This window comes from Pseudoalteromonas sp. SG44-1, from assembly GCF_014164315.1.
In the GTDB taxonomy this organism is placed as follows: Bacteria; Pseudomonadota; Gammaproteobacteria; order Enterobacterales; family Alteromonadaceae; genus Pseudoalteromonas; species Pseudoalteromonas rhizosphaerae.
This window is the reverse complement of sequence record NZ_JACJEW010000010.1, coordinates 22,857-39,211: the sequence shown is the minus strand read 5'-3', so window position 1 is coordinate 39,211 and position 16,355 is coordinate 22,857. Positions and strand designations below refer to the sequence as shown.

Genomic DNA, 16,355 nt, shown 5'->3' with positions numbered 1-16,355 from the left:
CTTAATTACAACTCTCTAGATATGCCTGCTTGATACTCGGTTTATGGATTTTACCCATTTCGGTTTTTGGCAGTCTTTTCATCTCAAACAAAATTCGCGGTTGCTGATAGTCAGTAAGTTCTTTGAATAAATGCATTTGCAACTGCATTTTTGCATTCACTGGCGCAGTATCATTACAAACAAAAGATAATAAAATGACTTCTCCAAATTTATCATCACTTACTCCAAAAGCCGCACACTCAGCAATCCAAGGTAAGTAATTAGTTACCAACTCAATATCGCTCGGGTAAACATTGATCCCGCCCGATTTAATAACTTCTTTTGTTCGACCAACATAATAAAGATAATTATCATCATCCAAATAACCAAGGTCACCAGTAAAAAAATAACCATCACTGTCGTAACTCTGCGCAGTTTGCTCTGGTAAGTTATAATATTGTGCAAACGCAGTTGGTGAGCGACAAGCTATTTCACCGATATTACCATTAGACAAAGTATTACGTTCAGCATCACATATTTTTATTTTCAGATTTGGTAAAGGCTTACCTACACTATTGATCGGTACATTCGGCTCGGTTATATCAAAATCACTGATCACCCCCATTTCTGATGCCCCATAACATTCATGAAAACGGCAATTCAAGGCTAATAACAGTGACTTTTTGTCGTCGCTTTCAAGCGTTGCAGAAGATGATACAACACACTTCAAGCTTGTTAACTGCGCTTTTGCTAACTCTGGGATCAAGGCCTTTAGTTGACTTGAAACAGCAAATAAAAAACTAATTTTATGAGTATTGATTGCATCAAGCCAAGCATTAACTGAAAACTTGGGTAAAATAACTACACTTGCGCCCAACATTAGTGGCATCAGTAAAGAGCGCTGTGCAAGTGAATGATATAAAGGTGTTGAAACCAACACAACATCGCTTTTATCTAATTGGTAATACTGAGCCGTCGCATCAAATGCGCGAACAATTTTAGTCGCTTGAGTAAATACTATTGGCTTAGGTTGACCAGTAGAACCTGAAGTCATGGTAAGAATATAAGGTAAATTGATATTTTCTACTGGAAACTCATCATATTGCGCCGTGGATGCAGACATTACATTGACCAAATCAATCAAGTTATCACTATTGCCACCTATCGTAATTATATTGTCGGTAGCTAAAACATCATTATTAACAAGTTGTTCAGCCACACTTATCCATGCTATAGCATACTCGCAATCAGCTACTTGTAACGCTTTTGATAAAGCCTGTCCTTTAAGAGTTAGTGGTAATGGCGCAAGCGCAATACCCAGTTTAGCCGCAGCTAATAAACAATATGTAAACTCGAGGTTATTTGGACAAAATAACGCAACTTTATGTCCTTGCTTAATTCCTAACTGAGTCAGGCCAGCAGCTAAAGAATCAACCTTATTTATTAGTTGTTGGTAGTTAATTTGGGTCTGTTGATATATACACGCAATTTTCTCAGGTTGAGTAACCGTATGTGATTGAACAAGCTGGTATATATTTTTATTGTGCATTTGGGTCCCACATTACAAAATTAAACTGCTCATCGGCCAAAGGAAATAACTGTTGCGTTACTTTATATTCTTTTGAATGTATTGGTATTGCCACAAATCCCATATAGCTATTTAGCAAATTTACAAATTTGTTGTCTTTGTGGATCACCGCAAGCCAAATAGCATTGGGATGACTCGCTTTACAAAACTCAAGTTGCCATTGTAAGGCGATCATAGCTATGGGCAAGGAAAGATCTTGATTACAAGAAAACCAGCCGCCATATAAATACTTATCTTTATATAAATTATGCCAGATATACAAACTTTGAGATTGCCTACTGCCTTCTCGCTCTGTAATCACAAAGTTAAAACGTGATTGATTAAACCACCATAAATAATGTTCCAATGGCTTAATAGCATTCTGCACAGTCATTCTCACGCTATTGCTAGGTAAGTTTCTAGCCGATAAATAACTATTTATATGGGTATCATCAACTTGGCAAACAACCAAATTATCTGTTAATTCAGTCTTTACTTCGCAGTGCTGCTCAGCAATAGCAAAACAATTTGTTGATATCTTCTCACCGACAAGAGCTTTAGCTATTCGCCGTGCCCCCTCGCCATCAACCGATACTTTTCTTTTGGCTACCAGCAATTGTAATCTTGGTAATTGACTAAGAGCGATATCAATTAACTCTCCTAATCGCAAAAAATCATCAATAGAAACATCATTAATATGGAGGTAGTGACCTAACCACTCCAAGATATCAATATCATTAGTCTGGTTATCCTCAAGAGAAAAAGTAATCGCTGGTGTTTTAGTCGCAGCACATTCATAAAAAGAGGTGCCTAATGCACCCACAAAAAGTGAGGCTCTTTCATAATACTCTTTCAGGCAAGTTACATTCTCTAAAATATTAATATTTGGAAACTCTTGCCCAATAGCATACATAGTATCTTTATTCGTTGCATAGGGACCTACCACTATATCAAAAAGAACATTTGCTTGAATGGCTCTTGGTAATCCATCAAAGATTCTTTTTAGAATAAAAAGATCACCACCGCCACCTAATGAAAATAAAACTCGAACGGGAAGATCTGACTCCGAAGAGTGCTTTTCAACGGTACGATATGTGGGATCTAAAATACAATAATTCGGGCCTAAAAGACGAACGCAATCAGTCGGTACTAGCGATTCATAACGGCTCTTTGTATTCGGTCCTACCCATTTATAATCAATCAAAAAATCGCAAGTATGTTGTCGCTCGTTATCATCAATAACGGTTAAGGTAAAACCGGATTTCTTTATCAACTGCTCGTATTCATGCGGTAAAGTATAACTATCAACTATTAAATGCGATAAACTATTCTGATGCATATAATTAATTGTTAAAAGTGCGTCCTCTTCATAATTTTGCCAATGAACATCAGCCACTTTAAAATCTGCATACAGCGTTTGGCTAAACTGACATAAATCATCAAGAATTATGTGGACACCTAATTGATGCTGTTTTAATGCAGAAGCCAAATGTTTCATTCGCATTAAATGACCAATGCCATTGTCTTGCTTATTAGTGATACGAATTGCAAACATAATTATTGCTTTGCCATAACCATATCAACAAATCCACTCACATAATTCGTCTTTGGATCAAGCAATTCCTGAGGTTCAATTTTTATACCGAAAGTCAATTCAATCTGCATTACTAATGTCAGAATCTCAAATGAATCCAAAGCTATATCATCCTTGAATGAAAGCTCTAAAATATTATCAATATCAACAGCGCAACCTCTGTCTGTAAAAAACTGATATAAAAAGTTAATAAGTTGATTTTTCATTAATGAGAACCTTTTGGAATACAATACAAAACGGTGCTTAACCCTAAATGTTCATGTACTCGTAAATACATATCGTAATTAGGCTGCAATTGATCGATAAATTGAGGGAGTTCCCATAAATCTTTCGGTTTATGGTAAACACAAATAGCTAGCACAGGCTGTTGGGTTTGAATTAAACTTTTGGCACCTTCAAGAGCAGCTAATTCGGCCCCCTCTATGTCCATTTTTATATAGTTTATATCCATAGCTTGACAAGTTGAGTCTAAATCAACAACAGATACTGAAGAATCATTTATAACTTCACTTTGTATAATATTGCTGGAGCTTGTTTGCCCTTGATTAAAATTAAGTAAATCAACACATTTCCAAACCCCCGAAGGGAATGCTTGAAAAGAAATTTCAGGATTATTTTTCTTTAGCCTGTTTTGTGTATTTGTAAGTGTTTGATAATTATTTGTATCGGGTTCAAATGAGGAAATATGCTCAAGTGTTATAATATTTTTTTTATGAAGTTCTACAAACGCCTCTACTGTATCCCCAGTATAAGCACCACAATCGATAAAACGAATTGGTGATTGAAAATTGAAAGGTATATCATCTGGGAAGTACTCAATTTTTCTATCCGGTTCAGGGTAGTCATCAATAGAAAGGGATGCCCTAAAAGCACACAATTTATCTAATATATTTTTACTTTTATCATCCCCCAAACGCGCTCGTAACCACTTAATACTTGGTAAATTCAACATATCATGATGACTTGTGCGCATCCATAAATGCTCTAGCTGTGCATATTCCTTAAACACTTCTGGGAACTCTCGTGCAGCCTCAAAAAAGCCAAGAACATTATTATAACCGAGCTCTTGTAGGCGCTCTTTGATTTGCCCTCTATTAGAGTTAACTAACGGCGTTACAGCAACAATGACTGTCATATTACGATCAGCTGTATGCTCATCAAAAATAGGTAAATTATACTTCATCTGGCTAACTAAACGTTGATCGATCCACCCATTAACTTGTAGCTTTTGCTTTACTAAAATTCTATAAAAACATTCTCCAAAATGACCCGCTCCGTAAATTAGATAGTTCATTTAATCGCTCCAACGTGATGCCAAGTCAAAGGCATACCTTTTTTAATCGCTTTCGTTGCGAGTCTGCCCGTTATAAATCCTAAATCCTTTGGCATCAGCTCACCTACACCAGGCCTTAGATTGACCACATTCTCTTTGTTCAAAACTTCACCAGCAGCAATATCCCTCACTGCAAATAGGCAACGCCTTGCTTTACTGGGCTCACTAGGGAAATGTACACTGCCAATAGCCAACTCAACTTGCCTAACTCCTTGAACTAAATCTTCAAGTTCATCTGGTGTCATGGAAAAAAAGCTATCAGCCGTTTCATCTTCTTTACTCATCACAAAATGCTTTTCTATAATTGTCGCCCCCATAGCTACAGAGGCGACAGGTATATGGTTACCTAATGTGTGATCCGATAAGCCTATTGGTACTTTAAAAACATCTGTTAAATGAGGGATTGTTTTTAAATTAATGCTTTGCGGGGGAGCTGGGTAGCTACTTGTACATTTCAATATAGCTAAATCTGTTACTCCTGCTTGGTGAGCAACTTTCACAGCTTCGTCAATCTCAGCAAGCGTTGCTCCACCTGTTGACATAATCACCGGCTTTCCAGTCGCAGCAACTTTTCGAATGAGGTCATGATCGATCAACTCTGGCGAAGCTATTTTATATGCAGGTGAATCAAAAGATTCCAATAAATCGACTGCAGAATCATCAAATGGTGAAGAAAAAATAGTGATACCGATTTCATTCGCCAGCTGAATTAAAGGGGCGTGAAAATCCCATGGCATATATGCCCCTTCGTATAAATCATATAAATATTGTCCTTGCCATGGACCTGTTGCTTCAAAATGCGGTAATTTACAATCCATTGTTAAAGTATCTGCGCGGTAAGTTTGTAACTTTATCGCATCAGCTCCGGCCTCTTTTGCGGCTCTAACTAACGCTTTCGCCTGCTCTAAATTTTGACCATGGTTTGCTGACATTTCGGCAATAATATACACAGGATGACCTGGCCCAATTTTTCTACCATCGATGGTAATTTCAGAATTAAACGCCATTTGCGCCCCTTAAATTGCACTGTCAAAAAATCATTAAATCAAAGCAAATTTCATACCTAATTATCTACAATAGCTTACAATTTGATAAACTATATTGATCCAAAAGGATTTTAACTTTTAAGTTATGTGCAAGAGTGTAATGATTTGCTATATTTATCTCAATAATAATTACGATTACCAGTGACCATGTCTGATGTATTAATAATAATTCAAGCACGTATGACATCAACCAGATTGCCTGCCAAAGTGATGTTGCCGCTGTGTGGCAAACCAGTGTTACAAATTATGCTTGAACGCTTACCAAACTGGCACGATCAAATCATTGTCGCAACAACTAATGATGGCACTGAGCAGCCTATCTTGGATTTATGCACACAGCTGAATATTAAAACCTACCAAGGGGATACACAAGACGTACTAAGCCGCTATTATCTGGCTGCTAAACATTATAATGCTCAATCATCTACAACCATAGTTAGGCTAACGAGTGATTGTCCACTGATTGATGAAGAGCTATGTAACAAAGTGATTAATGAAAGAGTGACTCAAACCTATGACATGGTTAATTTAGGTCCTCATAGTGGTTACCCTAGAGGACTTGACTGCTGCGCATTTTCATTTGATTTACTAGAGAATACCCATCTAAAAGCAACATCACCGGACGATCGTGAGCATGTTACGTTAGGCATGGCAAAATTTAATACTATAACGACTCACACATTCAGTGCGTATGAAGATTATAGCCACTTTCGCCTAACACTTGATGAACCAGACGATTACAAAGCAATTACCGCTGTTTATGAGCATTTTTTGAATAAAGTAGATTTTTCCTATAATGATTTAATAAAAACATTAAAGGAAAACCCTCACATCACCGATATAAATAAACATGTAGAGCAAAAATCTACTTAAGTTAGGCATAATAATTGTATGTCATTGAACATTATATTTATGACTACCAAAGAATTAGAGAATATTAAATGAATCCAAAAACAATATTAGTTACCGGTGCAACTGGCTATAAAGGAACTGTACTGGTTCCAAAACTACTGGCTTTAGGCCATCGCGTAATCGCGTTTGACATCCAATGGTTTGGTAATTTTTTGCCCTCTCATGACAACCTCTCAGTCATTAAAGGTGACGTACGCGACACTGATACGATTAACTTAGACGGTGTGGATTCTATTATTCATCTTGCTTCTATCGCAAACGATCCCTGTGGTGATTTAAACCCTAAATTAACATGGGAAGTGAGTGCGTTAGCAACTATGCGCTTAGCCGATAAAGCAAAGCGCTGTGGAATAAAACAGTTTATTTATGCGTCATCGGGTAGCGTATACGGCGTTAAAGATGAAGAGCAAGTAACTGAGGACTTAACGCTTGAGCCTATTTCTGAATACAACAAAACGAAAATGGTTGCAGAGCGTGTACTTCTTAGTTATGCCGACGACATGGCGGTACAAATTGTACGCCCAGCAACTGTATGCGGTTTATCTAAACGAATGCGCTTAGATGTTTCTGTCAATATGCTGACAATGCAAGCTCTAAAAAATGGAAAAATCACAGTGTTTGGCGGCGATCAAGTCAGACCAAATATTCATATTGACGATATTACTGATCTCTATATTTATATGCTGGATAATCCAGAGAAAGTCTCTGGTGTCTTTAATGCAGGGTTTGAAAATATCTCAATTATGGATATAGCAAAAATGGTACAGGCTAAAATAGCATGTGAGATTGAGGTTACTCCTTCAAATGACCCTCGTTGTTACCGTATTAATTCAGATAAGTTACTATCTAGCGGTTTTACACCCAATAAAAATGTCGACACAGCCATTACCGAAATTATTACAGCTTACAAACAAGACTTACTTAAAGATGAAGACCATTTTTACAACCTTAAATGGATGCAAAGAGAAGTTTTATGACTAACAACCAATCTGCAACCACTATAGCCAAGGATTCAGTGAAAAAACTGACAACAAACTATGTGAACACCCTAACGGATGTATTAAAACAGTTAGATAGTGAACAAGTTAAGAGTCTTGTTGATACCTTACTTACTATGAAGGCAAATAACGGCACTTTATATTTATGTGGCAATGGCGGCTCAGCAGCAAATGCAATCCACCTTGCAAATGACTTTACATTTGGTATTAGCCCAGAAGGTAATGCATTAAAAGTTGAAGCATTACCAGCAAACAGCTCTGTTTTAACTTGCCTAGGCAATGACATTGGTTATGAAAATATTTTTGCACATCAGCTAAAAGTTAAAGCAAATAGCAATGATATTTTACTTGTTTTATCTGGTAGCGGTAACTCTGAAAATATAATTAGAGCGACTCAACAAGCACTCGACATTGGCATGAAAACAGTGGGCATTTTAGGATTTTCTGGCGGTAAAGTTAAGCCGATGCTTGACCAAGTTTTCCATTTCGAAGTCCAAGATATGCAGATATCAGAAGATACTCAAGTTATTGTCGGGCATATCTTAATGAAAGCTCTATACAATGCATTACGTGAGGCTAATTAATGACCACCATTGTCTACGGAATTACAGCCTCAACAGAAATGTTTATCCGATCAGAATATAATACTGACAATAATATTTTTGCTTGTACAAATGGTGGCGAATCATACAAAGGCACGCCTGCAAAATCATTAGAAGAATTATCAAAACTAGAAAAAAAACAAACGCTCCAAGTAGTAATTTGTTCTGAATTTGTCTTTGATATCTTACAATCTTTAAATAAAATTGGTATTACCACTAATCAATGTTCTTTTTTTAACCACATGAGCGGTAAGCTCATTCCTTGTATACAAATGCAATTTGCTATTGATACTAAATCAACGTTATATGCTTTTTATGATCTCTCTTATAATTTGCCCTGCTTTGATGTAACTACTTTTATCGTTTTAGCTGAAATAGAACGAAAAAAACAAAATAAAAAAAATATTCAATTTGTAATTATCCCTAGCCATAGTGACGATACTCCAGGATTAAATGTATATCACGATAACGTTGATGCTAAATGGCGTATCGAAAAGGTTATTAAACCCATGTTTAATTGTCTTGCCTCATGCATAGGTATTGATCAGCCGATTTCGCAAAGTAGCCTTGTATACTATAAAAGCTTGAACCCTAGCATATATCCAAATAACTACTTTCAAAACCCTAGACAAGCAGCTGGAGATTTTAAATTATTAAAATCTTATGCCGAGCAAAATATTAAATTAAGTAACTTAGCACCTCCACAACAAGCTTATACTATTGTTAATGACTTCATAAGACATAACGTGGGCAAAAAAAAGCTAATAACAATTACATTGAGAGAATATTGGGCAAATTCCGAGCACAGAAATAGCAATACAACGGCATGGCTTGATTTTGCATTATCACTAGACCTCAATGAATACTTTCCGCTAATTATTAGAGATACTTATAAAGTAAGTGAGCCCCTTGAAGAAAAATATCAATCGCTTACAACGTATCCCCTTGCAGCTGTAGATTTAAGTATCAGGCTCGCCTTATACCATGAAGCGTATATAAATATGGGTGTTGACAGTGGTCCTCTTTATCCGATTAGCTATCTTGAAGGGGCTCGCTCAATCATTTTTAGATGGTGTTCGAATGATATTCCAAATCTATCAGACAGAACAAATAGCATGCACGGCTTTGAAGTTGGAAAAAATCATTACTTTAATGATAATGAATTTCAAATAAATGCATGGATGGATGATTCATTTGAAAATATTCAAACTCAATTTTCTCTTCTTGAGAATAAAATAAATAAGGCGGCAATCTAAACTATGAATGACTCATCAATTTTAGTTTTAGGAAGCAATTCATTTTCAGGGGCATCATTTTGTGCGCATATGCTAAAAAATGAGCAGCAAATTATTGCTGTTAGTCGCTCACCAGAACCTAATTCAGCATTACTCCCATATAGTTGGCAAAAAAATGCAGATAAATTGCAATTTAGTCAACTGGATATAAATCATCATCTGCAAAAAATTATTGATATTGTTAAACAAAAAAAAATTAAAAAAATATATAACTTTGCAGCCCAGAGTATGGTTGGTCAAAGCTGGCAATATCCAGAACATTGGTTTATGACTAACACTGTTTCAACGATCAAGTTACACAATTCTCTCCGACAATTAGATTTCCTTGAAAAATACATCCATATATCAACTCCCGAAGTTTATGGTAGTTGTAACGGATTAGTACCAGAGCATACTAATTATCAACCCAGTACACCATATGCAGTCTCCCGTGCTGCTGCAGATATGAGTCTACATACATTTGCAGATGTTTATGACTTTCCAGTGGTATTTACACGAGCTGCCAATGTTTATGGTGAAGGCCAACAGCTTTATCGCATAATCCCTCGTACTATTTTATATGCCCTACTAGGCAAAAAATTACAGCTGCATGGCGGAGGGCATTCAACACGATCATTTATACATATTGACGATGTATCTTCAGCGACACAACTTATTGGCGAAAAGGGTAAAAATGGTGATATTTACCATATTTCAACAGATAAAATGATCTCTATTCGAGTACTCGTTGAAACAATCTGCAATATGCTTAAGCTCCCATTTGAACAAGTGTGCCAATCGACTGAAGATCGATTAGGAAAAGATGCAGCATATTTATTAGACACAAAAAAAATTCGCTCCGAGCTAAATTGGCAAGATTCTATTTCATTAGAAAACGGCTTAGAACGAACAATTTATTGGATGAAGCAAAATTTAGATGTACTCGCCAAGCAAGAACATGACTATATTCACAAACCTTGAGGTAATCATGATAGGACAAGAAATAGATTTACTAAAAAATTACCCTAAGTCTAAGCGTGATCTTTCTGGTAGATTAGAAGCCAAAAGTGAAGCAGTTAGAGCTATAGCGCGCCAATTTGACGAGGAATTCTTTGATGGTGATAGAGAGCACGGCTATGGTGGTTTTAACTATCATTCACGGTTTTGGCAGCCAGTCGTGCCTGACTTTATTACGCACTTTGGCCTGCAAGAAAATAGCAGTTTATTAGACGTAGGCTGTGCAAAAGGATTTATGCTTTATGATATTTTACAACAGCTACCAACAATGATATTGAGTGGAATAGATATATCCCATTACGCATTAGACAATGCCAAACAGGAAGTAAAGCACTTATTACAACAAGGTTGCGCTACTAAATTACCTTTCGAAGACAATAGTTTTGATACTGTAATATCAATTAACACTATTCATAATTTAGATCTTAATAATTGTGCAAAAGCACTGCAAGAAATAGAGCGAGTTTCTAAAGCTAAAGCATTTATTACTGTTGATGCATATAGAAATGAACAAGAAAAAGAACGCATGGAAGCCTGGAATCTAACAGCCAAAACAATGATGCATGTTGATCAGTGGAAAGAGTTTTTCAAAGATACAGGCTACACTGGCGATTTTTATTGGTTTATACCCTAATGAAAAAACTTGATGCATATTTCGAATCATTAAGAATTCGAAAAATAGAAGAAATGATAGCCTTACGCTACCCTGAGCAAGAAATGAGATGCCCAACACATCTGTCAATAGGTCAAGAGCTAGTACCTGTTGTTGTTTCTAATTTTTTATCTAAAGATGATAAGGCTTTCAGTTCACATAGAGCACATGCCCACTATCTAGCCAAAGGCGGATCATTAAAGAAAATGATAGCTGAATTATATGGCAAGGCGACAGGCTGCACAGGTGGCAGAGGTGGCTCTATGCACTTAACAGACTTGGATTGCGGTTTTATAGCTAGCACTGCAATTGTGGGTAATAGTATACCACTGGCGGTTGGCAGTGCGCTAAGTCAAAAACTACAAAATAGCAATTTTTTGACCGTAAGTTATTTTGGTGACGGTGCAACGGAAGAAGGCGCTTTTTACGAGTCGTTAAATTTTGCAGCAGTTAAATCTCTTCCTATATTATTCATATGTGAGAATAACCGCTATTCAGTGTATAGCCCATTAGAAGTTCGCCAGCCGGTTAATAGAAGCATTACGGATTTATCGCAATCAATTGGAGTTGAAAGCTTTCACGCTGATGGAAATCTTTTAATACCACTAACCCATGCCGTTGAGAGTGCTATTGAATATATTAGAAAGAATAATGCCCCAGCACTCTTAGAGCTTGATACATATCGTCACAGAGAGCATTGCGGTCCTAATTTTGATGATGACTTAAACTACAGAGCCGCAGGTGAAGTCAAAACATGGCTTGAAAAAGATCCGTTAAAATTATTATTCGCGGAACTATCAGCAGATCAACATTTCGAGAAAACTCATAACGAAATGATTATCAAAATAAAAAATGAAATAGAAGATGCTTTTCTTTTTGCTGAAAATAGCCCTTTTCCAAATCCACAGTTAAACGAAGAGTTTCTTTATGCAAAATAAAACAACAACATTCGCTGAAGAAATAAACCAAGCACAGCACTGTGCCATGGCTGAAGACGATAGCATGATTTGTATGGGATTAGGTATTAATGATCCAAAAGCTATTTTTGGTACAACTACAGGCTTACAATCAAAGTTTGGCTCAGACCGTGTCTTTGATATGCCAACATCTGAAAATGCAATGACGGGTGTAGGGATTGGCGCAGCTATTACTGGCACACGTGTATTAATGACCCATCAACGAGTCGATTTTTTCTTGCTTGCCATGGACCAACTTGTAAATAATGCCGCTAAGTGGCACTACATGTTTAATGGGCAAATGACTGTACCTTTAACAATACGTTTAATCATAGGTAGGGGTTGGGGTCAAGGACCCACTCATCAACAAAGCTTGCAATCATGGTTTGCACATATCCCTGGACTTAAAGTTGTTACTCCAAGCTTAACTGATAATGTAGGACAGCTACTTTATCAAAGTATAATGGATAATAATCCAACTATTTTCCTTGAACATCGATGGCTGCATAACCAAAACATCGACAAAGAAACGTGCGTCGATTACAACTCAAACATGCAAACAACGAGAGTCATCAAAGAAGGTGAAGATGTCACTATCATCGCTAATAGCTATATGCTCCTAGAAGCCATACACTGCCACAACTTCCTAAAAAAACAAGGTGTTAACTGCGAGGTAATTGAGGTATCTGAACCGACAAATATTGATTGGCAAACTATTTATAACTCTGTCAATAAGACTCAAACCTGCATATGCACTGATATAGGACATAACTCATTTTCTGTCTCTAGTGAAATTTCAGCAAAAATATATGAAGCATGCTTTACTTCCTTAAAAAAACCAATAAAACGAATAGCACTCCCCTCTTACCCTGAACCTACGAGCTTTGGATTAACAAAAAAATACTACAAAACCAGAACTGAGATTACTAAAGCTGTATCTGAACTCCTTGATAGGGAAATATTTATGACCGAAGATGTAGAATTTCCTCACGATGTTCCTGGTAACTGGTTTAAAGGCCCGTTTTAATGAATCGAGTATTAATTACAGGAATAAATAGTGGTATTGGGCAAGCACTTGCTGAGCGCTTAAGCCAAAATACGATTATTCACGGTACTTATCGAGGGCGAAAATCAAACTTAGATTTTGCTGAACTAACAAAAGTTGATTTTAGCTCACAAAAAAACGTTGACGATTGGTGCCATAAAACGAACTTTTCAATATATGATAGTATAATTTTTGTTCATGGCACACTCGAGCCAATCGGTTCTCTATCAGATTGCTCTTATGACGATTGGGAAAATGCATATAGAATTAATTACTTATCTATAGTGCAAGTGTTAAGTTCAGCAGTTCTAAAAATGAAATCAAACTGCAAAATCCTGACTTTTGCTGGCGGAGGCGTCAATAGCGCCCCGACGAAGTTCAACTCTTATATAAATGCGAAAGTAGCATTAATAAAAATGACTGAAGTTTTAGCTGCTGAATATCCCGATTTAATCTTTCTAAATGTTGGTCCTGGCTGGGTAGATACACCTATTCACCAACAAACACTCCACGCAAAAGAAATAGTGCCGGAAGCATATAAGGAAACAGCCAGAAGATATGAGGAAAATGACTTTGTGTCTATGCAACTGGTCATCGACTCCTTAATTTTTCTTCTTGATAATGCAAATAGTAAGTTTAGTGGACGAAACTATAGCATTGCATCCAAAGAAATTTTTCATGAGGATTTTTTGGAGTCTCTTGAAAACCCAAATATCTACAAATTGCGTAGACTCAATAAAGAGCATACATAAATGAAACTAACGGATTATATTGCATCTTACCTTGCTCAATTAGATATCAAGCATGTATTTGTTCTGCAAGGCGGTGCTGCTTTACATTTAATTGACTCAATTGAAAAACACCCTTCGCTTTCAGCTATTGCAATGCAACATGAGCAATCATGTGCGATGGCTGCTGATAGTTATGCAAAAACACACCATGTACTAGGCGTGACTATAGCCACATCAGGCCCAGGCGCTACAAATTTATTAACAGGTATCGCAAGCTCCTACTTTGACTCTGTAGCTACTTTACATATAACTGGAAATGTAGCTTCATTTAGGCAATCGCATAAATTAGGGGTTCGCCAATATGGTTTCCAAGAAACCGATATTGTTTCTATGGCAAAGCCAATAACAAAGTACGCAATACAATTAAAAAGACCTAATGACATTATCACTGTATTACCTGAAGCTATAAAAGCAGCATTAAGTGGCCGGCCAGGGCCTGTGTTAATAGATATTCCTGATGACTTTCAGCGAGAGATATTAGATATAAAAAAAATACCATTTGAAGCTTTTAATCAATCAACTGTAAACCATAAAGTAATTCAAGAAAACATATTTAATAACTTCATAGTGTCATTAAAACAAGCGAAAAAACCTTTATTTATTCTTGGTGCTGGGTGCCATAACTCAGCAGAACGGTTAATTTCACTTGCAACAAAACTAAAAATCCCCTTTCTATCGACTTGGCCGCTCAAAGGGATTGCAAATCATGATGACGAGCTAAATCTAGGGAATTTTGGAACTCATTCTTTACGTGGGAATAATATCGTTTTACAAAATTGCGATTTTATCATTTCTATTGGGTGCAGACTAGATTCAAAAGCCACAGCAAAATTAGATACCTTTGCACGTGAAGCTAAAATCGCAATGGTGGATATTGACCATAACGAAATAGAGAAATTTGCCCAATTAGGCAAAGTAATCAACTATCAATTTCCTGTATCTGTACAAGTTTTTTTAGATGCTTTTTCACTGCATTGTGAAGATTTAATTGAAATATTTAAAAATAACGATGTGTGGCTAAATTATATTACGGATGTCACACAAGAGTTTAACTACATACCTGAATATAATTACGGTGGTGTAAACCCATATTTAGCTGTTGAGTTGTTTAGTGGTGCTTTCTGTGATGACCAAAATATATGTGTGGATACAGGTACTTGCTTACCTTTAACTCTTGTCTACGGTAAAGAGAAAAAAGGCCAGCAGTATATTTCTTCATATAATAATACCCCCATGGGCTATGCTTTACCTGCATCGATTGGTGTTGCCCTAGCAAAAGAAAAAGAAGTATTTTGTATAGTTGGCGATGGTGGTTTGCAAATGAATATCCAAGAACTTTCAACGTTAAATCACTTGAAACTTCCAGTCATTATTATTGTATTTAACAATAGTGGTCATTGTATGATAAAACAAACCCAAGATGATTGGCTAGACTCAAATTATTTTTCTGCTGATTGTAATAATGGCTTGCCTCACATAAATTTTTCTGAAGTTGCTAAAGCTTATGGGATCGACTCTGAAAAAGTTGAAAATAATGAGCAATTAAAATTATTAGTAGAACGTTTACACCTTCGCATGGATCAAGAAGGGCCAAAGCTTATCGAATTAGTAATTAACCCAAACTTTAGATATGAACCGATTATCAAGTATGGCAATCCATTAGAGAATATGAGCCCTGAACTTGCTTACATAAAACAAAAAAAAGCTATGCTTATACCCAGTTTGAAGGAAAATCTATAATGATAAACTTACACCAAGAGCTGGTTATGCTAGCTAGGAATACACAATCACACGTACAATCAAGCAGTGATTACCAGCTTCTTAACAAAAAACTATCAAAAGTAATTGCCAGCGCTTATAACACGACATCAACACCAACATTTTTATTAACGGATAATATTACATTTTCTCTTCCGTATTACGATATGGGCAATATTAATACGACTCATTTATTTGGTATTGATGAGCTAATCATTTTAAGCTTTTACTTGAAAAATAAAAATAACTATAAGAATGTGTTAGATCTTGGCGCTAATATCGGTCTGCATTCAATAGTGCTGAGCTTATTAGATTATCAAGTTACATGTTTTGAAGCGGACCCTGAAACATTCCGCGTTTTAAAACAAAACCTAGAATTAAATAATTGTAAAAAGATTAAGCCAATAAATGAAGCCGCGGCAAGTTTTGATGGCAAAGCTGAATTTACACGAGTATGTGGAAACTTAACTGGAAGTCATTTGAGCGGCGCAAAAAGTAATCCCTATGGAGAGCTAGATAAATTTGAAGTTAAAGTTAATAACATAGGTAATATAGCTAAAGAATTTGACTTAATTAAAATTGATATTGAAGGTCAAGAAGCAGATGTATTAACTTCAATTTCTTCGGAGGACGCTTTAAAAATTGATTTTATGATGGAAATTAATGGCGAAAAAAATGCAAAAACTATTTTCGACTACAGTTTACAAGTCGGCTTAAATATTTTTCTTCAAAAAAATGATTGGAAAAAAGTGAACTCTCTTGCCGAATTACCCCTAAGTCATAGAGAAGGTAGTGTTTTCCTTTCTAGTAAAAATAAGATGCCTTGGTAAA

At 36.2% G+C, this 16,355-nt stretch carries 16 protein-coding genes; 11 read left to right on the top strand and 5 right to left on the bottom strand.

Translation table 11 applies throughout. The features are described from left to right. Position 1: 1 nt before the first annotated feature. The 5 genes from H5187_RS06670 to pseI are packed head-to-tail and all read right to left on the bottom strand — an operon-like array spanning position 2 to position 5,480. A complete protein-coding gene (locus tag H5187_RS06670; protein ID WP_182718188.1) occupies positions 2-1,528 on the bottom strand; it encodes a class I adenylate-forming enzyme family protein in 1,527 nt (508 codons plus the stop codon). Next, positions 1,518-3,101, bottom strand: coding sequence for a hypothetical protein (locus H5187_RS06665; RefSeq protein ID WP_182718189.1), 1,584 nt, complete (start codon positions 3,099-3,101; stop codon positions 1,518-1,520). The genes H5187_RS06670 and H5187_RS06665 overlap by 11 nt, the downstream gene beginning before the upstream one ends. 2 nt (positions 3,102-3,103) lie before the next feature. Then, positions 3,104-3,346, bottom strand: a complete 243-nt coding sequence (locus tag H5187_RS06660) for an acyl carrier protein (RefSeq protein WP_076923517.1) — start codon at positions 3,344-3,346, stop codon at positions 3,104-3,106. Next, the gene (locus H5187_RS06655) at positions 3,346-4,434 is read right to left on the bottom strand and encodes an FkbM family methyltransferase (protein ID WP_182718190.1); all 1,089 of its coding nucleotides are present in this window, start codon (positions 4,432-4,434) and stop codon (positions 3,346-3,348) included. The genes H5187_RS06660 and H5187_RS06655 overlap by 1 nt, the downstream gene beginning before the upstream one ends. Then, positions 4,431-5,480: a pseudaminic acid synthase gene (gene pseI, locus H5187_RS06650; protein WP_182794261.1), complete on the bottom strand. Its 1,050-nt coding sequence runs from the start codon at positions 5,478-5,480 to the stop codon at positions 4,431-4,433. Before pseI ends, H5187_RS06655 begins: the two co-directional genes overlap by 4 nt. A 186-nt stretch (positions 5,481-5,666) precedes the next feature. Between pseI and H5187_RS06645 the strand changes: the two genes are divergently transcribed. From H5187_RS06645 to H5187_RS06595, 11 genes are all read left to right on the top strand, one after another. Continuing rightward, positions 5,667-6,392: a cytidylyltransferase domain-containing protein gene (locus H5187_RS06645; protein WP_076923520.1), complete on the top strand. Its 726-nt coding sequence runs from the start codon at positions 5,667-5,669 to the stop codon at positions 6,390-6,392. Between the two features lie 68 nt (positions 6,393-6,460). Beyond that, positions 6,461-7,408 (top strand): NAD(P)-dependent oxidoreductase, encoded by a 948-nt coding sequence (locus H5187_RS06640; protein WP_182718192.1) that lies wholly within the window; start codon positions 6,461-6,463, stop codon positions 7,406-7,408. Further along, positions 7,405-8,013, top strand: coding sequence for an SIS domain-containing protein (locus H5187_RS06635; protein WP_182718193.1), 609 nt, complete (start codon positions 7,405-7,407; stop codon positions 8,011-8,013). The genes H5187_RS06640 and H5187_RS06635 overlap by 4 nt, the downstream gene beginning before the upstream one ends. Continuing rightward, a complete protein-coding gene (locus tag H5187_RS06630) occupies positions 8,013-9,287 on the top strand; it encodes a hypothetical protein (RefSeq protein WP_182718194.1) in 1,275 nt (424 codons plus the stop codon). The genes H5187_RS06635 and H5187_RS06630 overlap by 1 nt, the downstream gene beginning before the upstream one ends. A 3-nt stretch (positions 9,288-9,290) precedes the next feature. Continuing rightward, entirely contained in the window at positions 9,291-10,286 is a 996-nt protein-coding gene (locus H5187_RS06625; protein WP_182718195.1) for a GDP-mannose 4,6-dehydratase, read from the top strand. Beyond that, positions 10,264-10,956, top strand: coding sequence for a class I SAM-dependent methyltransferase (locus tag H5187_RS06620; RefSeq protein ID WP_259399423.1), 693 nt, complete (start codon positions 10,264-10,266; stop codon positions 10,954-10,956). Before H5187_RS06625 ends, H5187_RS06620 begins: the two co-directional genes overlap by 23 nt. After that, positions 10,956-11,912, top strand: coding sequence for a thiamine pyrophosphate-dependent dehydrogenase E1 component subunit alpha (locus H5187_RS06615; RefSeq protein WP_169019240.1), 957 nt, complete (start codon positions 10,956-10,958; stop codon positions 11,910-11,912). Before H5187_RS06620 ends, H5187_RS06615 begins: the two co-directional genes overlap by 1 nt. Continuing rightward, complete coding sequence (locus tag H5187_RS06610; protein WP_076923526.1) at positions 11,902-12,957, top strand: alpha-ketoacid dehydrogenase subunit beta; 1,056 nt, start codon at positions 11,902-11,904, stop codon at positions 12,955-12,957. Before H5187_RS06615 ends, H5187_RS06610 begins: the two co-directional genes overlap by 11 nt. Continuing rightward, positions 12,957-13,727, top strand: coding sequence for an SDR family oxidoreductase (locus tag H5187_RS06605; protein ID WP_145239465.1), 771 nt, complete (start codon positions 12,957-12,959; stop codon positions 13,725-13,727). The genes H5187_RS06610 and H5187_RS06605 overlap by 1 nt, the downstream gene beginning before the upstream one ends. Next, a complete protein-coding gene (locus H5187_RS06600) occupies positions 13,728-15,506 on the top strand; it encodes a thiamine pyrophosphate-binding protein (protein ID WP_076923528.1) in 1,779 nt (592 codons plus the stop codon). Next, on the top strand, positions 15,506-16,354 hold the full coding sequence (locus H5187_RS06595) for an FkbM family methyltransferase (RefSeq protein ID WP_145239468.1): 849 nt from the start codon (positions 15,506-15,508) through the stop codon (positions 16,352-16,354). Before H5187_RS06600 ends, H5187_RS06595 begins: the two co-directional genes overlap by 1 nt. Position 16,355 lies beyond the last annotated feature (1 nt).